The organism is Microbaculum marinisediminis (assembly GCF_025397915.1).
Taxonomy (GTDB): domain Bacteria; phylum Pseudomonadota; class Alphaproteobacteria; order Rhizobiales; family Tepidamorphaceae; genus Microbaculum; species Microbaculum marinisediminis.
On record NZ_JALIDZ010000002.1, the window covers coordinates 434,288 to 453,246 of the forward strand.

The 18,959-nt window shown below is 66.0% G+C and carries 19 protein-coding genes; 5 read left to right on the forward strand and 14 right to left on the reverse strand.

The features are described from left to right. Positions 1–55: 55 nt before the first annotated feature. Both MUB46_RS05375 and MUB46_RS05380 read right to left on the reverse strand, forming a co-directional pair. Positions 56–1,036, reverse strand: a complete 981-nt coding sequence (locus MUB46_RS05375) for a magnesium transporter CorA family protein (RefSeq protein ID WP_261614849.1) — start codon at positions 1,034–1,036, stop codon at positions 56–58. A 138-nt stretch (positions 1,037–1,174) separates the two neighbouring features. Beyond that, positions 1,175–1,774 carry a superoxide dismutase gene (locus tag MUB46_RS05380; RefSeq protein ID WP_261614850.1) on the reverse strand — a complete coding sequence of 200 codons (600 nt, stop codon included), beginning with the start codon at positions 1,772–1,774 and terminating at the stop codon, positions 1,175–1,177. A gap of 230 nt (positions 1,775–2,004) precedes the next feature. Here MUB46_RS05380 and MUB46_RS05385 point away from each other — a divergent pair, with 230 nt between their 5' ends. Beyond that, positions 2,005–3,351, forward strand: coding sequence for a TIGR03808 family TAT-translocated repetitive protein (locus tag MUB46_RS05385; RefSeq protein ID WP_261614851.1), 1,347 nt, complete (start codon positions 2,005–2,007; stop codon positions 3,349–3,351). A gap of 121 nt (positions 3,352–3,472) precedes the next feature. Here the strand turns inward: MUB46_RS05385 and MUB46_RS05390 are convergent, their stop codons facing one another. The 4 genes from MUB46_RS05390 to MUB46_RS05405 form a co-directional block, all read right to left on the reverse strand. Then, positions 3,473–4,642 (reverse strand): acetyl-CoA acetyltransferase, encoded by a 1,170-nt coding sequence (locus MUB46_RS05390; protein ID WP_261614852.1) that lies wholly within the window; start codon positions 4,640–4,642, stop codon positions 3,473–3,475. Positions 4,643–4,706: 64 nt separating this feature from the next. Then, on the reverse strand, positions 4,707–5,738 hold the full coding sequence (locus MUB46_RS05395) for an asparaginase (RefSeq protein ID WP_261614853.1): 1,032 nt from the start codon (positions 5,736–5,738) through the stop codon (positions 4,707–4,709). 24 nt (positions 5,739–5,762) lie between these two features. Continuing rightward, complete coding sequence (locus tag MUB46_RS05400; protein ID WP_261614854.1) at positions 5,763–6,215, reverse strand: RrF2 family transcriptional regulator; 453 nt, start codon at positions 6,213–6,215, stop codon at positions 5,763–5,765. Between the two features lie 161 nt (positions 6,216–6,376). Further along, entirely contained in the window at positions 6,377–6,865 is a 489-nt protein-coding gene (locus MUB46_RS05405) for a MaoC family dehydratase (RefSeq protein WP_261614855.1), read from the reverse strand. Between the two features lie 171 nt (positions 6,866–7,036). Here MUB46_RS05405 and MUB46_RS05410 point away from each other — a divergent pair, with 171 nt between their 5' ends. After that, the gene (locus tag MUB46_RS05410; RefSeq protein ID WP_261614856.1) at positions 7,037–8,290 is read left to right on the forward strand and encodes an acyl-CoA dehydrogenase family protein; all 1,254 of its coding nucleotides are present in this window, start codon (positions 7,037–7,039) and stop codon (positions 8,288–8,290) included. Positions 8,291–8,297: 7 nt separating this feature from the next. Beyond that, positions 8,298–8,966: a TetR/AcrR family transcriptional regulator gene (locus MUB46_RS05415; protein ID WP_261614857.1), complete on the forward strand. Its 669-nt coding sequence runs from the start codon at positions 8,298–8,300 to the stop codon at positions 8,964–8,966. A 12-nt stretch (positions 8,967–8,978) separates the two neighbouring features. On the opposite strand, the gene MUB46_RS05420 is transcribed toward MUB46_RS05415, so the two are convergent. Together MUB46_RS05420 and MUB46_RS05425 are read right to left on the reverse strand one after the other, a co-directional pair. Then, positions 8,979–10,010, reverse strand: coding sequence for a histone deacetylase family protein (locus MUB46_RS05420; RefSeq protein WP_261614858.1), 1,032 nt, complete (start codon positions 10,008–10,010; stop codon positions 8,979–8,981). 134 nt (positions 10,011–10,144) lie between these two features. Next, positions 10,145–11,506: an aminotransferase family protein gene (locus tag MUB46_RS05425; RefSeq protein ID WP_261614859.1), complete on the reverse strand. Its 1,362-nt coding sequence runs from the start codon at positions 11,504–11,506 to the stop codon at positions 10,145–10,147. A gap of 204 nt (positions 11,507–11,710) precedes the next feature. Here MUB46_RS05425 and aqpZ point away from each other — a divergent pair, with 204 nt between their 5' ends. Then, positions 11,711–12,403: an aquaporin Z gene (aqpZ, locus tag MUB46_RS05430; protein WP_261615007.1), complete on the forward strand. Its 693-nt coding sequence runs from the start codon at positions 11,711–11,713 to the stop codon at positions 12,401–12,403. 60 nt (positions 12,404–12,463) lie between these two features. Here the strand turns inward: aqpZ and upp are convergent, their stop codons facing one another. Together upp and MUB46_RS05440 are read right to left on the reverse strand one after the other, a co-directional pair. Further along, positions 12,464–13,093, reverse strand: coding sequence for a uracil phosphoribosyltransferase (upp, locus tag MUB46_RS05435; protein WP_261614860.1), 630 nt, complete (start codon positions 13,091–13,093; stop codon positions 12,464–12,466). 166 nt (positions 13,094–13,259) lie between these two features. Then, complete coding sequence (locus tag MUB46_RS05440; protein WP_261614861.1) at positions 13,260–14,087, reverse strand: class I SAM-dependent methyltransferase; 828 nt, start codon at positions 14,085–14,087, stop codon at positions 13,260–13,262. Positions 14,088–14,245: 158 nt separating this feature from the next. Here MUB46_RS05440 and MUB46_RS05445 point away from each other — a divergent pair, with 158 nt between their 5' ends. Further along, positions 14,246–14,950 carry a winged helix-turn-helix transcriptional regulator gene (locus MUB46_RS05445; protein ID WP_261614862.1) on the forward strand — a complete coding sequence of 235 codons (705 nt, stop codon included), beginning with the start codon at positions 14,246–14,248 and terminating at the stop codon, positions 14,948–14,950. A 52-nt stretch (positions 14,951–15,002) separates the two neighbouring features. Here MUB46_RS05445 and MUB46_RS05450 read toward each other — a convergent pair whose 3' ends face one another. The 4 genes from MUB46_RS05450 to MUB46_RS05465 all read right to left on the reverse strand — a co-directional run bounded on the left by MUB46_RS05450 (position 15,003) and on the right by MUB46_RS05465 (position 18,910). Then, positions 15,003–15,995, reverse strand: coding sequence for an ABC transporter substrate-binding protein (locus MUB46_RS05450; protein WP_261614863.1), 993 nt, complete (start codon positions 15,993–15,995; stop codon positions 15,003–15,005). Positions 15,996–16,037: 42 nt separating this feature from the next. After that, a complete protein-coding gene (locus MUB46_RS05455; protein WP_261614864.1) occupies positions 16,038–17,141 on the reverse strand; it encodes an ABC transporter permease in 1,104 nt (367 codons plus the stop codon). Then, a complete protein-coding gene (locus MUB46_RS05460) occupies positions 17,138–18,034 on the reverse strand; it encodes an ABC transporter permease (protein WP_261614865.1) in 897 nt (298 codons plus the stop codon). Before MUB46_RS05460 ends, MUB46_RS05455 begins: the two co-directional genes overlap by 4 nt. Before the next feature lie 99 nt (positions 18,035–18,133). After that, entirely contained in the window at positions 18,134–18,910 is a 777-nt protein-coding gene (locus tag MUB46_RS05465; protein WP_261614866.1) for an ABC transporter ATP-binding protein, read from the reverse strand. Between the last annotated feature and the right edge of the window lie 49 nt (positions 18,911–18,959).

Genomic DNA, 18,959 nt, shown 5'->3' on the forward strand with positions numbered 1-18,959 from the left:
ACCAAGCCGGCGCCGCCGCCCCGCTACCGCCGAGAGGAACCTGCCGGAGGCGGGTCTACAGCCAGCCCTTGCGCTTGAAATAGAAGTAGGGCGCGAGCGCGGAGGCGATCATCACGACGAGGACCATCGGATAGGCCCACTTCTCATTGAGCTCGGGCATGAACTGAAAGTTCATGCCGTAGATCGAGGCGATCAGCGTCGGCGGCATCATGGCGACGGCGGCAACCGAGAAGATCTTGATGATGTTCGTCTGCTCGATGTTGATGAGCCCCATCGTGGCGTCGAGCAGGAATTCCGTCTTGGTTGCCAGATAGGTGGCGTGATCTGCCAGTTGATTGGCATCGCGCACCGCCGTCTTCAGGTGCAGCTTGACGTCCTTCGACAGCTTCACCGACCCCGGCCCGGCCGACATGAACGTGAGAAGGCGCGAAATCGTCACAAGGCTCTCGCGGGCCTTGGAGGTCAGGTCGCCGGTGCGGGCGATGCGCGCGACCGTCTTCTTGAAATCATCGGTCTTTATGGGCTTCGAGGATTCGCGCAGGAAGACATCGTCGCCGATGCGGTCGGCATCCAGGCCGGCGTGTTCCAGGACGTCGGCGATGCGGTCGATGAAGGCCTCGATCAGCCCAACAAGCACGAAATCGGCGTACTGGCAGGCGGGACCGATCTTCGGGGCGCGCTGCAAGAAAAGCGTGATCGGCCGCGGCTCGGCATACCGCACGGTCACCAGACGGCCACCGACCAGAATGAACGTGACGTCGGTCAGGGTGGGGTTCTCGCCATCGGCGTTCAGAAGCGCGACGACGGTCATGTAAAGCGCGCCGTCTTCCTCGAACAGGCGGCTGGAGATTTCGATCTCGCGCATCTCCTCGCGGCTCGGCACGTCGATCGTCAGCCAGCGCTCGAGCAGCGCCTCCTCTTCCGAGGTCGGATTCAGGAGGTCTATCCAGACCGCGTCGGTCGGCAAATCGGTCAGTGCGCCGGCATCCGGCACGCGCTGCAGGCCCCGATCCGTCGCGACATGGATGCTCAGCATGACGCCATTCCCTTGCTCGTGGTCTCACCCGCGTAGTCCGGCGCAGACCGCATGGCAAGGGCAGCAGCGAACTATGACGCGCATATGAAAAACGGGGCACGAGGCCCCGTTTTCCGTGAAAAGGCGTTCGATATGGCGTCAGGACGCCTTTTCGAACAGCTCCTCTACATATTCCCAATTGATCAGGTGATCGACCCAGGCGGCGAGATAGTCCGGGCGCCGGTTGCGATAGTCGATGTAGTAGGAATGCTCCCACACGTCGCAGCCGAGAATCGGCGTCGCACCGTGCACCAGCGGGCTTTCGCCGTTGGCCGTCTTCATCACTTCGAGCTTGCCGTCCTTCACGGCGAGCCAGCTCCAGCCCGACCCGAACTGGGTCACGCCGGCATTGATGAACGCCTCGCGGAACTTGTCATAGCCGCCGAGATCGGACTCGATGGCGCTGGCGAGCTTCTCGGGAAGCTTGCTGCCGCCGCCGTTCGGCTTCATCCAGTTCCAGAAATGGAGATGGTTGTAGTGCTGGCCAGCGTTGTTGAAGAGCCCCTGGTTCTTGCCGAAGGAGCCCTTTACGACCTCCTCCAGGCTCTTGCCTTCCCACTCGGTGCCCTTGAGCAGGTTGTTACCGTTGTTGACGTAAGCCAGATGATGCTTGTCGTGATGGAATTCCAGCGTCTCGGCCGACATATACGGCGCCAATGCGTCGTAAGCGTAGGGCAGATCGGGAAGTTCGAAAGCCATTTTTGTCCCTCCTCGTGCGGTGAACCGGTTCAGGGGAATGTGAAGCTCAGGAGCCTGTCCACGGCTGCCCCCAACCGCTGCACATAGATAGGCCGTGGGACCGGTGTGGGCAACATGGCAGGTGGCAATGTCCAGGATTCTCGTTGTGCCGGGCCGTTAACCGGGCGGAACGAAGCGCGTGCCATGCTGGCGAAGCCTCGTTTGGCGTCGGGATTCTTGATGGACGGGCCATGAATGCGACAACGCGGATAACCCGGCGCGGGTTCCTTCTTTCCGGCGCGGCCCTCGCCGCGACGGGCGCCGCCGCGCGGCCGGCATGCGCGCAGGCCTATGGCCTCGACGCGGCGCGATTCGGCATCGTCGCCGACAGCAGCGCCGACCAGACGGCCGCATTGCAGCGGGCGATCAACGAGACGCGGATCACCGGCACGCCGCTGTTCCTGCCGCCGGGACGCTATCTGGCGCGCGGTCTGGTGCTGCGCTCCGGCGCGCGCATCACCGGCGTGGCAGGCGCAAGCCGACTAGTGGCGCTCGGCGACAGCGCGCTTGTGTCCGCGCAGGGCGGCGACACCATTGGCCTCGACGGGCTCGTGTTCGACGGCGTGGCGCGTGAACTGGGCGGCGCGCAGGCGCTCGTCGACCTGAGCGGGGTCAAGGCCGTATCCATCACCGATTGCACGATCGAGAACAGCTGGGCCGACGGGCTCTATCTGAACGACTGCGGCGGCCGCGTCGCGAACACGTCCATCAGCGGCGCGCTCGGCGCCGGCCTGTTCTCGCTCGACGGCCACGACCTCGACATCACCGGCAACCATGTCTTCGACTGCGGCGACAACGGCATCATGGTCTGGCAGTCGGCGAAGCAGCCGGACGGGGCGATGATCGCGAACAACCGGGTGGAACGCATCCACAACCGGTCCGGCGGCGACGGACCCTACGGCAACGGTATCGTCGTCTTTCGCGGCGGCGACGTCACCGTGACCGGCAATCATGTGCGCGACTGCACCTTCTCGGCGATCCGCGTCAATTCCGGCTCCAACACAATCGTCGCCCAGAACAATTGCACCCGTCTCGGCGAAGTGGCGATCTTCGTCGAGTTCGCCTACGACGGGGCGGTGGTGGCCAACAATATCGTCGACACGGCGACGCACGGCATTTCCGTCACCAACCTCGACCAGGGCGGCCATCTCGCCGTCGTCTCGGGCAACCTGATCCGCAATATCGAGATCGGCGATTTTCCGGAGCCCCGCGGCAACGGCATCTTCGTCTCCGCCGACACAAGCCTGACCGGCAACGTGGTGGAGAACGCCGCGGCCTCGGGCTTTGCGCTGGGCTTCGGCCCCTATCTGCGCAACGTCACGGCGACCGGTAATGTCGTGCGCAAGGCCGCCGTCGGCTTCGAGATCTCGGTGGTCGAGGGCATCGAGGCCGTTCTCGTCGCCGACAACGTGATCTCGCAGGTCTCGAAGGCAGCGATCCTCGGCATGGAATGGGACACCGTCGTCACCGGCGACCTCGCCGAAGACGGTGCGGAGGCCTATCCCGCGCTGACGATTGCCCGGAACCGGGTGGGGTGAGGCAGGGGCTCGCGAGCCCTCGGATCGCGCCAGGGCATGACGCGACGCCAAAGTCCTTCCATGATCCGCTGGCGGCCTATGCCGGGGCGGACCCGGCATAGGCGGACACCCCCGGGCAGTCCTACTTGATGCGCTCGAGGATCGAGACGTAGTTGGCGACCGCGGCGCCGCCCATGTTGAAGATGCCGCCCAACTCAGCGCCCTCGATCTGCATGCCCTCCGGCGCAACGCCGCAAAGCTGCATCGCGGTCAGCGCGTGCATCGAGACGCCGGTGGCGCCGATCGGGTGGCCCTTTGCCTTCAGGCCGCCCGAGGGGTTGACCGGCAGGCGGCCGCCGATTTCGGTCTGGCCTTCGAGCGCAATCTTCGCGCCCTGCCCTTCCGGCGCCAGCCCCATCGCCTCGTATTCGATCAGTTCCGCGATAGTGAAGCAGTCATGGGTCTCAACGAAGGAGAGATCGTCGATCTTGACGCCGGCCTGCGCCAGCGCCCGCTTCCAGGCCTCGGCTCCGCCTTCGAACTTGAGGATGTCGCGCTTCGACATCGGCAGGAAGTCCTGAACGTGCTGCGCGGCGCGGAAGGCGACCGCACGGTCCATCCGAAGCGCGGTCTCGGTATCGGCCAGCACGATCGCCGCGGCGCCGTCGGAAACCAGCGAGCAGTCGGTGCGCTTCAGCGGGCCGGCGACGAGCGGGTTCTTCTCGCTTTCGACGCGGCAGAACTCGTAGCCGAAGTCCTTGCGCATCTGGGCGTAGGGGTTGTTGACACCGTTCTTGTGGTTCTTCGCGGCGATCCGGGCCAGCGCATCGGACTGGTCGCCCCAGCGCTGGAAGTAGTTGTGGGCGATCTTGCCGAAGACGCCGGCGAACCCGGCCGGCGTATCGCCGTCCTCCGGCAGATACGAGGCCTTCAGCAGGATATTGCCGATTTCCGGCCCAGGGGTCGCCGTCATCTGCTCGACACCGACGACGAGCACGACCTTGGCGGCGCCGGCGCGGATCGTCTTGATGCCTTGGTGAACGGCGGCCGAACCGGTGGCGCAGGCGTTCTCGACGCGCGTCGCCGGCTTGAAGCGCAGGTCGTCGCTCGACTGCAACACCAGCGAAGCGGTGAAGTCCTGCGGAGAAAAGCCCCCGTTGAAATGGCCCAGCACGATCTCGTCGACGTCCTTCGGACCAATACCTGCATGTGCAAGCGCTTGGTTCGCAACTGTGACGATGAGGTTCTCGACGGTCTCGCCCTCGAGCTTTCCGAAGGGCGAATGGGCCCAGCCGACGATGCAGGCGGTCATGGCAGATCTCCCATGTTTTCGTTCACCGACTTATAGGCGAGCGGTGCGGCTGCGCCAACAACGATCAGCGCATCGTAGCCGCGATCCGGTCGCGAATGTCGGCGGCGACACGGAGCTCCCCGACCCGAAGTTCCATCCGGTTCATGACCGGAGGATTGGCCATCGGCACGACCGCCGCCTTCTGACTGTCGTTCAGCCCGGCGCACGCGAGGACGGTGGCGGCCATCAGCGCCTCCGAGGCCCGCGAGGCGCCATCGTCGATCTTCAGGGCGACGCCAAGGCCGGTCTCGGGGAAGGCAGCGCAGAACACGCCTTCGGCACCGGTCTTGACGAAGGCTTGCGGTCCCGCCCGCTCCATCAACTGGGTACAGAACCGCCCCGAGCCGGCGACCATGAAGGGATGCGCCAGACAGGCCTCGCGGATGCGCTTCAGCGCCGCCGCGCGGCCTTTGCCGACGCCCTCGCCCGTGGCGACCCGCGCAAACGCGACGGCCCAGGCGTCGAGCGGCGCGGCCCAGGTCGGGATCGAGCAGCCGTCGATGCCGCAGCGGTCCGCCGACAGCGCGGCGCCGGTCATGTCCTGCATCGCCTGCCGCACGCGGCGCTGAACCGGATGATCCGCGGTCGAATAGCCCTTCGGATCGACGCCCATGTGGACCGCCAGAGCCAGCATGCCGGCGTGCTTGCCGGAGCAATTGTTGTGGATGCGGCCGGGCACCCGACCGGCCTGGCGCAGGGCGCATCGGTCCTCGTCGCGGGCCGGCGGCTGCGGGCCGCATTCGAGGTCGCTTTCGTCGCGCCCGGCCTTGGCGAGCATCGAACGGGCCGCCTCGACGTGGGCCGGCTCGCCGTTGTGGGAGGAGCAGGCGAGCGCGATCTCGGCAGGCGTGAACCCGAAGGCATCGGCGCCGCCGTCCTCGACCAGCGGCAGAGCCTGCAAGGCCTTTACCGCCGAGCGGGGATAGACGGGCGAATTCGTGTCGCCGAGGGCAAATACAATACGGCCCTTCGCATCGGCGATGGCGAGGGCACCCCTATGGCGGCTTTCGACGAGCGGGCCGCGGGTGACTTCGACGACGACGGGACTGGCGGACAATTCGGCGACCCTGTGCGATTGCGGTCAGCCGACCGGCGCCAGCCTCTCCAGGAGATCCGGCGCACCGGGCCGCGCAGGACGCGCGCTGACGAGGTCGAGCAGCGTGTGCTGATCGAGCACCTCGATGAAGGCGCTCAGCGCGTCGTCGAGGATGCGGTTGATCGGCGCGACGGGCCGAATGGCGCAGTCGGCGCCGCCACCGAAGCACTCGGCCTCGATGTGCGTCTCCTCGGTGACACGTACGACGTCGCCGATGCGGATATCCCCGGGCTTGCAGGCGAGCTTGATTCCGCCGCCGCGGCCGCGCGTCGTCTCCAGGAAACCGCCCTCGACCAGCATCGGCACGATCTTGAAGACGTTGTGCTCGGTGATGTGCTGGGTGCGCGCGATCTCGGCAACCGTCACCGACCGCTCCGGCGACAGAGCGCAGTGAAGAAGGATGCGCAGGGCGTATCCGGTCTGCTTGGTCAACCGCATGAGTCAGGCCTTGTAGCTACGGTCCGGGCGGTCCGGAAAATCCCGGACGGCGCATCTGATTTCAATGTCCGGTTCGGGCGCGCAATCCGGCACGCTCCCCGGAATACGACGATGGCCTCTTAATCTAGGCAATTTCGGGACCGGACGCCATAGGCGGCCCGTCAGGCGACACCGTCGCTCAAGTAGGCACGGACCCGCCACAGGGCGACGACAGCAGGCTTTTCCTCGTCCTCGACCTCAAGAACGGCTTCGTAGAGGAGATCGGCGATCGTCGGCTCGGGCGAATCGACGTCCTTGAGCGTCAATGTCGCCCGGACCTTCCGGCCCGAGCGCACCGGGGCGACGAACCGCACCCGGTCGAAGCCGTAATTCACGCCCATGGCCGTCCCGGCGATGGACGGCATGACCTCGCCGGCCAGCCCACCCAGGAGCGACAGGGTCAGGAAACCGTGGGCTACGGTGGTGCCGAACGGCGTCCCGGCGGCCCGCTCCGGATCGACATGGATGAACTGGTGATCGCAGATCAGGTCGGCGAACTGGTCGATCATCGGCTGGTCGACGACGCGCCAGCGGGATTGCCCCACGAGAGTGCCGATCTTCGCCTTGAGCGTGTCGATATCGACCGGTTCCGGTCTCGAAGTCGTGTCCATGCCGGGTCCTTAGCGCGTCGGGACGGATCGGCCAAGGGCCATGGCGCTGTGCACGCCCGCATCCGTAGTTGCCACAGGCTTGAATTCAAACGCGCGTTTGAATTACTGTGCGCTCGGATCACAGCCAAAGCGGAACGCCCCCCCAAAGCCGGACGCCCCAAGGAGGAGCCAATGGATTTCGACTATTCGCCACGCGTGAAGGACCTGCGCGAGAAGCTCATCGCCTTCATGGCCGAGTACGTCTACCCGAACGAACCGGCACTCTACGCCCAGATCGACGAGGGCGGCGACCGCTGGACCACACTGCCGCTGCTGGAGGAACTGAAGCAGGAAGCGCGCAATCAGGGCCTGTGGAACCTGTTCCTGCCGGAATCGGAGGTCGGCGCGGGCCTCACCAATGTCGAGTACGCGCCGCTGTGCGAGATCATGGGGCGCAGCCATTTCGCTCCGGAAATGTTCAACTGCTCGGCGCCGGACACCGGCAATATGGAAGTGTTCGAGCGCTATGGAACGCCCGAACAGAAGGCCCAGTGGCTGACACCGCTGCTCAACGGCGAGATCCGCTCCGGCTTCTCGATGACGGAGCCGGCCGTCGCTTCGTCGGATGCGACCAACATCCAGATGGAAATACGCCGCGAGGGCGACGAATACGTCATCAACGGGCGCAAGTGGTGGAGTTCCGGCGCCGGCGACCCGCGCTGCCGCATCCTGATCGTCATGGGCAAGACCGATCCGGACAATCCGGACCGGCACAAGCAGCAGTCGATGATCCTGGTGCCGCTGCCGCATCCCGGCGTGACGATCGTCCGCCATCTGCCGGTCTTCGGCTTCGACGACGCCCCGCACGGGCACATGGAGATCGCGTTCGACGACGTGCGCGTGCCCGCCTCCAACATTCTGCTCGGCGAGGGACGCGGTTTCGAGATCGCGCAGGGTCGCCTCGGCCCGGGCCGCATCCACCACTGCATGCGGATCATCGGCGTCGCCGAGCGGGCGCTGGAGCGCATGTGCCGGCGGCTGGAATCGCGCGATGCCTTCGGCGGACCGATCGCCAACCAGTCGATCTGGTCCGAGCGCATCGCCGAATCCCGCATCGCCCTCGACCAGGCACGGCTCCTGACCCTGCACGCGGCCTGGAAGATGGATACGGTCGGCAACAAGGAGGCGCGCATAGAAATCGCCGAGATCAAGGTCGCCGCGCCGCATGCGGCGATCAAGGTCATCGACTGGGCGATCCAGGCCTTCGGCGCCGGCGGCGTCGCCGACCACATCATGTCGAACGCCTACGCCTATGCCCGCACCGTGCGCATCGTCGACGGACCGGACGAGGTGCATCGCAACCAGATGGCGCGGCTGGAACTTCGCAAGTACCGCAATACCGATCCCGCCCGCACCGGCGGAGAGGGCAGCGTGTACCTGGCGTGACGCCGAGATGGCCGGAACCTCAAAAGGGGAACAGGCCAGTCCCCGTGGCGAGGAGACGCGCACGCTGATCCTCGACACGGCCGAGGGCATGTTCGCCACGCACGGCTATTCCGGCGTCACCATGCGGGCGCTGACGGCCGAGGCCGGGGTCAACCTGGCCGCGGTGAACTATCACTTCGGCTCGAAGGACGCGCTGCTTCTGGAGGTGTTCCGGCGCGGCGGCCTGGCGATCAACCGCGAGCGGGCGCGTCTGCTGCGCGCGGCGGAGGCGCGGTCGGCACCCGAGCCCGCCCCCGTCCGCGAGATCCTGCGCGCCCTATTCGAGCCGCCCCTGCGGGCCACCCTGACAGAGCAGCGGAAGACCGGCGGCCGGTCGATCTACATGCAGTTCGTCGCCCGCGCCGTCCTGGACGGCCCGCCGGAAATGCGCGCGCTGATCGAGCAGGACGTACGCCACCTGGAGCGCTTCGTCGACGCGCTGTCCCGCGCCCTGCCGCAGCTGGCGCGGGAAGACCTGCTCTGGCGCTTCCACTTCGCCATGGGCGCGCTGCATGCGCTCTATCACGACCTGCGCCGGCTGGAGGCGCTCTCCGGCGGCGCCTGCGACCTCACCGACGTCGAAGCGATCATCGGCCGCGTGGTCGACTTCGCCGCGACGGGGCTGGAGGCCAAATAAGACCCTGCGGATTTAGATCTTGTGCTTCCCGCCGAAGCCGGTGAGAAAACGCGTCAGGTTCCGGCCGAGATCGTCGCAGAGATAGCCGCCCTCCTGGACGATCACCGTCGGCAGGCGCAAGCCGGCGATCTTCTCCCCGATACGACCAAAGCCGTCCGTAGAGACCCGTAATCCGCCGAACGGATCGCCTTCGTAGGCATCCAGGCCGAGCGCGACGACCAGCGCGCCGGGACTGTAGGCACGGATGCGGGCGATGGCGCTGTCGAGCGCTTCCAGAAACGCGGCGTCGGCGGAATGGCGCGCCAGCGGCAGGTTCATGTTGTAGCCGTAGCCGGCCCCCTCCCCGCGCTCGTCCTCGTATCCCCAGAAGAACGGATAGAAGCGCGACGGATCGCAGTGGAGCGAAACCGTGAGCACATCGGCGCGGTCGTAGAACATGCCCTGCGTGCCATTGCCGTGATGCAGGTCGACGTCGAGGATGGCGACGCGGTCGTGGACCGCGCGCAGGCCCTGCGCGGCGACGCCCGAATTGTTCACGTAGCAGAAGCCGCCGGCCATGTCGGCAAAGGCGTGATGACCGGGCGGACGCGACAGCGCGTAGGCCGACGCGGCCCCGTCGAGAACGGCCGTCGTCGCCTGCGCCGCCGTCGACGCCGACAGGCGCACCGCCTCCCAGGTCTCCGCCGAGATCGGACAGGCGGTGTCGGCCATGTGATAGCCGGCCTGGCCGTCGACGGAGCGCGGATAGCCGGACCGGCTGCGAACCGGATGGACGTTCGGGATCACTTCGGCGGACGCGCCCTGGCGGCGCGTCCAGCGCTCGTGGGCGCTCATCAGGAATTCGATGTAGGCGGGCGAATGCACCGCAGAGATCGGAACAAGCCCCTGCTCCACGGTCAGCTCGTGTTCGAGACCGGCCTCGATCGCGCCGGCGAGCAGCCGGTCGGCGCGTTCGGGCATTTCCGGGTTCTGGGTGATGACGCCGCTTGCGACGAAATGCTTCGGATAGTGCCGCTTCTGGGCTTCGTTGTAGACGACCTTCATTTCAGTTCCGATTCCGGTTCCTGCAGCATCGATTCACGCGATATGGATCACAACATACGGGTCGTGAGATATGGGCGAGCGCGTCCGAGCCTATCCGCAATGCCCGACGAGATCGACGCATTCGCCGGACCGCCTCACCCGTTCCCCTTCGGCAGACCGAGCTCGTCGGACAGCGCGTCGAGCGATGCGGTGAGTTTGTCCATGATCTCGTCGACATGATCCTCGGTCGCGATCATCGGCGGGCAGACGAGGAAATGATCGCCCTCGCGCCCGCCGCGGGTGCGGCGGGAATAGATGATCAGGCCACGTTCATAGGCGTGCTCGACCAGCCGGATATAGGCGTTGTCGCCTACCGGAAGCGGCGCCATCGTCTCGCGGTCGGAAACCAGTTCGAACGCCAGCAGCAGGCCCTTGCCGCGCACGTCGCCGATGAAGGGATAGCGCGCCATAAGGCCGGTGAGTTCGGCCTTCAGGTGATCGCCGATGCGCGCGGCGTTGCCCATCAGGTCCCGCTCCAGGATCTCGTCGAGAACGGCGAGACCGGCGGCGCAGGCGAGCGGATTGCCGGCATAGGTATAGCCGTGGATGAAGCCGCCGTGATCGAGCACCGGCTCGACCAGCGCGCGGCCGGCGATCATCGCGCCGAGCGGCGCATAGCCGGCGGCGAAGCCCTTGGAGACGACGACGATGTCGGGCCGGATGCCCCAGTGCTCGGCGGCGAGGAACTTGCCGGTGCGCCCCGCCCCGCTCATCACCTCGTCATAGATCAGGAGAATGCCGAACTCGTCGCAGATCTCGCGGATGCGCGCGTAGTACGAATCGGGCGCGACCAGCGCGCCGGTCGAGGCGCCGCCGACCGGCTCCATGATGAAGCCCAGCACCGTCTCCGGCCCCTGCCGCAGGATCTCCTGCCTGAGCATCTCGGCATAGCGCAGGCCGCGCTCGTCCATCGAGAGCGGGTCGCGGTCGAGATAGCAGGTCGGCGCGGGAATGCGCGGCATCTCGCGCAGCATCGGCGAGAACGGCGCGGTCATCAGCGCCATCCCGGTCACGGCCAGCGCGCCGAGCGTCGAGCCGTGATAGGAGGGATAGCGCGAGATCACCTTCCAGCGGCTCTCCTGGCCGGTCGCCACGGCCCATTGGCGGGCGAATTTCAGACCGCTCTCCACCGCTTCGGAACCACCGGAAACGAAGAACACGCGGTCGAGGCCGTCCGGCATCAACCCGGCAACGCGGCGGGCCAGCGTCTCGGCCGGAGCGTTCTCGAAATGGAGCCGGTAGCCGAAGGTCGCCTTGTCCATCTGATCGCGCATGGCGGCCAGCACACGCGGATTGGAGTGGCCGATATTGGAGACCATCGCGCCGGACGAGCCGTCCAGGTAGCGGTTACCGTCGACGTCCCACAGGTAGACGCCTTCGGCCCGGTCGAGCAGCGGCCGGCGAGCGCGGGACTGGTAGAACAGGTTCGACGGCGGGCGATCGGCTGTCTGGTCCATGACGGCATATTCCGGCGTCGCGGGGATTTCGCAAACAGATAATCGGGAATGGCCGCTTTCGGCCCGCTCGAAGGTCCGAATTCGCGCGCGCCCAGGCGACGACTTCAAAGTCGGCAATACAAATTACTTTCCGTAACGGACGAATCGGAGACACTATTCACCGGCTAATATTCCAGCAGTTCATTGGGAGGCCACGGCATGCCGATGTCCAATCGTCTCGGTGCGGAATTCCTGGGAACGTTCTGGCTGGTCTTCGGAGGCTGCGGCTCGGCCGTTCTGGCCGCCGGGATACCGGATCTGGGCATCGGGTTCGCCGGTGTGGCGCTGGCCTTCGGTCTGACCGTCCTGACAATGGCCTACGCGGTCGGACACATCTCCGGCGGCCATTTCAATCCGGCAGTCACCCTCGGCCTGTGGGCCGGCGGACGCGTTCCGACGTCCGACATCCTGCCCTACTGGATCGCGCAGGTCGTCGGCGCAATCGCGGCGGCCTTCGTCCTCTACGTGATTGCCTCGGGGCACGCCGAGTTCGCCCTGTCGACCGGATTTGCGGCAAACGGCTTCGGCGAACACTCGCCGGCGGGCTATTCGCTCCTGGCCGCGCTCGCCGCCGAGATCGTGCTGACCTTCTTCTTCCTGCTGATCATCATGGGCGTAACCGACAAGCGCGCGCCCGCGGGCTTCGCGCCGCTGGCGATCGGGCTCGCGCTCACGCTGATCCATCTGATCAGCATCCCGGTCACCAACACTTCGGTGAACCCGGCCCGCTCGACCGGACAGGCGCTGTTCGTCGGCGGATGGGCGCTGGCCCAGCTCTGGCTCTTCTGGGTCGCCCCGCTGATCGGCGGCGTTCTCGGCGGTATCGTCTACAAGTGGCTCGGCGACGAAAAGGGCTGACGGTCAGCCGCCAATTCGCTCGTCATCCCGCACGGAAACGGGTCGTGCCGCGCTGATCGGCTATTTCGTCCCGAACATGCGGTCGCCGGCGTCGCCCAGGCCGGGCACGATATAGCCATGGTCGTTCAGGCACTCGTCGATCGCGGCGGTGAAGATCGGCACGTCCGGATGGCGCGCCTGCAGCGCGGCGATGCCCTCAGGTGCCGCCAGCAGGCACAAGAGGCGCAGATTGTTGGCGCCCTTGTCCTTCAGAAGCTGAATGGCGTGAGCGACCGAATTGCCCGTCGCCAGCATCGGATCGACGACGATCACGAGGCGGTCGGAAATGTCCTCCGGCGCCTTGAAATAATACTGGACCGGCTTGAGCGTTTCGGGATCCCGGTAGAGGCCGATATGGGCGATGCGGGCGGACGGCACCAGTTCGATCAGCCCTTCGATCATGCCTTCGCCGGCACGCAGCACCGATGCGAACACCATCTTCTTGCCCTGCAGCGACGGCGCGTCCATTTCGCAGAGCGGCGTCTCGATGCGGATCGTGTTCATCGGCAGATCGCGCGTCACCTCGTAGCCGAGGAACAGCGCCACCTCCTTGATCAGCCGCCGAAAGCCGGCGGTCGAGCGGTTCTTGTCCCGCAGGAGCGTCAGTTTGTGCTGGACGAGCGGATGGTCGACGACGGTGACGTTTGCCATGGGTCCTTCCGGATGCATCTCAAGGGTCGTGTCCCCGTTTCTATGCACCAGATGGCCACGGCGCGCACCCTGCAATTCGCGGTTATGCCCGGTTTCGACAGGTGCAGCGGCGCCGATCGCGCATGTCCGCTGCCGCCCGGCGGATCTGTCTGGCCCATCCGCGCGGCTATTTCCGCCGGCCGATCGTCACCATATAGTCGCGTTTCACGTGCAATCGGCCGGTTTCGGTCAGGAAATGGCGGTGGTAGGCGTCAATTTCGGTGCGAAACGCGTCCAGACGCTCGGCTTCGAGTTCCTGCGCCATCTGGCGAACCGGACCGAAGCCGCGAACGTACCAGTCCCATATGTGCTGCGTGCTTTCGTGATAGGCGTTGTTCACGCCATCCTCGAAGGTCAGATCGAAATCGGCCCCGAGCAGCGCGCTCACGCCCGCCGGCGAGCCCCAGGCGAACGGCGAGGCCGCAGGCGCGGGCGCATCGCCATACTTGCCGGCGATGCCGAAGAACGTCTCGACGGTGCCGCCCGGCGGCCAGGTCGTCAGCACCAGACGGCCGCCGGATTTCAGGACACGGGCAAGCTCAGCGGCGGCGCGCGCCTGCCCCGGCGCGAACATGACGCCGAACGTCGAGACGACGCCGTCGAAGGACGCGTCATCAAACGGCAGGGCTTCGGCATCGGCCCACGCGAACCGGATCGGCGGCCGGACGTTCTCGGACAGGTCGCGCGCCGCCTCGAGAAGCTCTTCGGAGAAATCGACGCCGACGACGCGAGCGCCGTAGCGGGCGCAATTGCGCGCAGTCCAGCCGGTCCCCGTCGCAACGTCCAGGACATCGCTTCCCGGCGTCGGGGCCAGACGCTGGGCGGCGTGCGCCAACGCATCGGAGATGGCGAAAGAGACATCGTCATAGTGCCTGCCGCCGAGGCCCCACATGCGCGCCGCCGGCCCGGCCGAAAAATCTTCGTGCGTTGAAACAGGATTCCTCAGGGTCTGCATGGTCGCTCTCCTCGTGCTCCGGGCCGTCCGGCACGAGAGGGCCGTTCGACCGGCAGACAGGCGACCACACAAGGAGCCGGCAAAATAGTCTATTATCTGTAGTATCGCAGGCATTCGCGCCGTTGTTAGCCTTGCTGCCACGAAACAGGAGGACGGCGATGAAGACCTATGGACAGTTCTGTCCGGTCGCGAAGGCCTCCGAGGTCTTCTGCGAACGCTGGACGGCTCTCATACTGAGGGAATTGGCGACCGGCGCGACCCGGTTCGCGCAAGTGCAGCGCGGCGTGCCGCTTGCCTCGCCGACGATCCTGTCGCGACGCCTGAAGGCGCTGGAGGCCGAGGGCATCGTCGAACGCAGGCGCTCGAAGACGGGGCGAAGCTGGACCTATCACCTGACCCCGGCGGGCCAGGACTTCGCCCCGATCGTCGAAGCGCTCGGCATCTGGGGGCAGAAATGGTCGCGCCGCACTTTGCAGGAACACGAGATCGATCTCGGCCTGCTGCTGTGGGCGCTCGAGAAGGATGTCCGGCCGCAGGCGTTCGGTCGGGGACGCGCGGTCGTCCATTTCGACTTCCACGACCGGCCGCTGCGGCAACGCCACTGGTGGTTCGTCAACGAAAACGGCGCCTGCGAAATGTGCGTGGACGATCCCGGCCACGAGGTCGACCTGCATCTGACCGTCAGCCTGCCGGACATGATCTACATCTGGCGCGGCGACCTCTCGCTGTCCCATGCGCTGGAAAGCGGCCGGCTGGAGGCCGACGGGTCGACGCCGATGCGCCGACACCTGCGCGACTGGCTCGGCATCTGCTCACTGGCGCATGTGAAATCGGAGCGCGACCGGCTTGCGCCGGCCTCATAGCAAACGAGGGGGCCAAAGCCCCCTCGCCTCACGTCGTCGAAGACGCCCGTCCTCACATGGACTTCATCTTGTCGGTGACCGCGTGGGTCCACGCGCCTTCCGGCTTCTTGGTGATGACCGGGTCGGACTTGCCGCCGAGAAGGATCTCGACCGTGCGATCGAAATCGGCCGGATCGAGCGTGCCGTCGGAGCCCTCGGTCAGCTTGTTGATTTCCTTCATCATGCGGACCTGATGCTTTTCGGTCTGTGCACCGGTGGCATCGTTGTCGAGCACGATCATCGCGGCTTCCTCCGGATTCTCGCGCGCCCACTCCCAGCCCTTCATCGAGGCCTTGACGAAACGGGCCATGACATCGACGAAGGCCGGGTCGGAGAGCCGGTCCTCCAGGACATAGAGACCGTCCTCCATGGTGGAGACGCCCTGGTCCTCGTATTTGAAGACCACGAGGTCTTCCGGCTTGATGCCGGCGTCGATGACCTGCCAGTACTCGTTGTAAGTCATGGTCGAGATGCAGTCGGCCTGCTTCTGCAGAAGCGGGTCGACATTGAAGCCCTGCTTCAGGACCGTGACACCATCGGGGCCGCCCTCGGTCGGGATGCCGAGATGCGCCATCCAGGACAGGAACGGATACTCGTTGCCGAAGAACCAGACACCGAGCGTCTTGCCCTTGAAATCCTCCGGGCTGGTGATGCCCGTTTCCTTGCGGCACGTCAGCATCATGCCAGAGCTCTTGAACGGCTGGGCGATGTTGACGAGCGCCACACCCTTCTCGCGCGAGGCGAGAGCGGGCGGCATCCAGTCGATGATCACGTCGGCTCCCCCGCCGGCGATCACCTGCGGCGGCGCGATGTCCGGACCGCCCGGCTTGATCTCGACGTCGAGGCCTTCTTCCTCGTAGAAGCCCTTGTCCTTGGCCACGTAGTAGCCACCGAACTGGGCCTGGGTCACCCACTTGAGCTGCAGGACGACTTTATCGGCGGCATTGGCCGGCAGTGCCGCGAAGGCAAGGCCGGCGGCCATGGACGCTATCAGTAGCTTTTTCATTCCACTCCTCCGGATTGGGCACCGCCCCGTCGTGAGATCACCTCACCGATAGGACGGATGCCAGAACGTGACGGTGCGCTCGACGAGCGCCACCAGCGCGTAGAAGACCGAGCCGGCGAGCGCCGCAACGGCGATTTCCGCCCACACCATGTCGATGTTCATGCGGCCCACCTCGGTCGAGATACGGAAGCCCATCCCCACGATAGGCGTTCCGAAAAACTCCGCGACGATGGCACCGATCAGCGCCAGCGTCGAATTGATCTTGAGCGCGGTGAAGATGAACGGCATCGCCGCCGGCAACCGCAGCTTCAACAGCGACTGCCAGTAGCTCGCCGCGTAGGTGCGCATCAGGTCGCGCTCCATCGCGCCGGCAGCGGCCAGGCCGGCAACTGTATTCACCAGCATCGGGAAGAAGGTCATGACCACGACGACGGCGGCCTTGGAGGGCCAGTCGAAACCGAACCACATGACCATGATTGGGGCGATGCCGATGACCGGCAGCGCGCTGACCAGGTTGCCGATGGGAAGCAGCCCCCGGCGCAGGAACGGCACCCGGTCGACGAGGATCGCAACCACGAAGCCGGAACCGCAGCCGAGCGCGTAGCCGATCAGAACGGCCTTGAGGAAGGTCTGGCGGAAGTCGGCCAGGAGGGTCGGCACGGAACTCGCGAGCCGGGTCCAGATCTGGCTCGGCGCCGGCAGAAGAACCTGAGGGATGGCGAAGCCGCGTACGATCAGCTCCCACAGGATCAGGATCCAGACGCCGAACAGCAACGGCACCAGCACGCCGATCAGGCGGCGCCAGATCACGGCGCGCGGCTCCAGCGCCGACAGCGCATCGGTCAAACGCCAGGCGGTGAGCCAGGCGGCGACGACGAGGCACCAGAAGCCGATCCCGGCGTCGCCCGACAGCGACGCGACCGCTCCGATCAGATACCAGGCGCCGAGATGGGCGGCGATCGCTGTGGCGGGGATCGTCAAGGCCGGAACCGCGTAAGACAGGACGGCTGCGATGACGACGGCAGCGGCGGCACCGGTCAGGGTCGGCAGGGTGATGATGCCGAAACCGCCCTTCGCCGCCGGCAACATCAGCGAGGCGAAGGCCAGGATAGCCGCGATGGTAAGCAAGGGTGACGGCTTTCTCATTGCGCCATCCCCATGCGCCGCAGGACCTGCTTGTTGATCAGGCCGACGATGCCGACGAGAACCGCGGCCATCAGGGCGGCCGCGAGCAGCGCCGACCAGATCTGGACGGTCTGGCCGTAGTAGGAGCCGGCCAGCAGCCGCGCGCCGAGGCCGGCAACAGCACCGGTCGGCAGCTCGCCGACGATGGCGCCGACCAGCGAAATGGCGATGGCGATCTTCATCGAGGCGAACAGGAACGGCACCGAGGACGGCCATCTCAGCTTCCAGAAGACCTGGCTGCCGCTGGCATTGTAGGTGCGCAGCAGGTCGAGATGGATCGGATCGGGCGAGCGCAGCCCCTTCACCACGCCGACGACGACCGGGAAGAAGGACAGGTAGGTGGAGATCAGCGCCTTGGGCAGCAGCCCGGACAGGCCGATGGCATTGAGCACGACGATGATCATCGGCGCGACGGCGAGGATCGGGATCGTCTGCGAGGCGATGATCCACGGCATCAGCGATTTCGACAGGTTGAGGCTGTGAACAATGGCGACCGCCAGCACGATGCCAAGACCCGTGCCGATGACGAAGCCGAGCAGGGTCGAGGAGAGCGTGATCCAGCCGTGATAGATGAGACTGCGCTTCGATGTCGGCTGGATCTGGAAGACGGTCTTGTACATTTCCTGCCCGACCTGATGGGGGGCGGGCAGCACCGGACGCTCCTGGTTGAGCGTTGCGGCGACGAGCTCGGCCGTGGTGTAGCTCTGTTCGGCGCGCTCGTAGGTATCGCGCTGGAACGGCGCGTTCAGAAAGACGGCGGCGACATACCAGATGGCGACGATGGCGACGACGACGACGGATACCGGAAACACCCGGTCCATGAAGAAGCCGCGATCGTCGGCGCCTCGGCTCATACGCGACCTCGCATTCGCCGAAGACCCCGATGCCCATCCGTCGTCGTCCCGGACGGCCGCAGGCCGAGCCGGGACCGGAGAGGCTCGTTGCAGAACGCCTCAGTCGTCATAGCTGTGCCCCGCGCGCAGCCCCTCGCGGACGCGGTGGGCGATCTTCAAGAATTCCGGGGTCTCGCGGATATCCAGCGTGCGATCGCGCGGCAGGTTGGACTCGATGACTTCGTGGACGCGGCCGGGCCGCGGCGACATCACCACGATGCGCGACGACAGGAACACCGCCTCGGGGATCGAGTGGGTGACGAAGATCACCGTCTTGCCGGTCTTGTCCCAAAGCTGCAGCAGCTGCTCGTTGAGGTGGTCGCGGACGATCTCGTCGAGGGCGCCGAAGGGCTCGTCCATCAGCAGGAGATCCGGCTCGACGGCGAGCGCACGGGCGATCGAGGCGCGCTGCTGCATGCCGCCCGACAGTTGCCAGGGGAACTTGCGCTCGAAGCCGGTGAGGTTCACCAGCGCCAGGTTCTTGTCGATGCGTGCCTGCTGCTCGGCCTTCGACAGGCCCATGATCTCCAGCGGCAGGGCGACGTTGCGGGCGATGGTGCGCCAGGGATAGAGGGCGGCGGCCTGGAACACGTAGCCGTAGGCGCGACTGCGGCGGGCTTCGTCCGGCGATACACCGTTGACGGTGATCGCGCCCGACGTCGGCTGTTCCAGATCGGCGATGACGCGCAGCAGCGTGGTCTTGCCGCAACCGGACGGGCCGATGAAGGAGACGAACTCACCGCGCTCGACGGTGAGGTCGATCTCCGACAGGGCGTGAACCGGACCGTCGTTTGTCTGGAACGTCAGACTGAGGTTTTTCGCTGCTACGACCGACATAGGGTTCTCTAGGCTCTCACTCCGGAGCGATTAGCGCACGGCGGTTTCA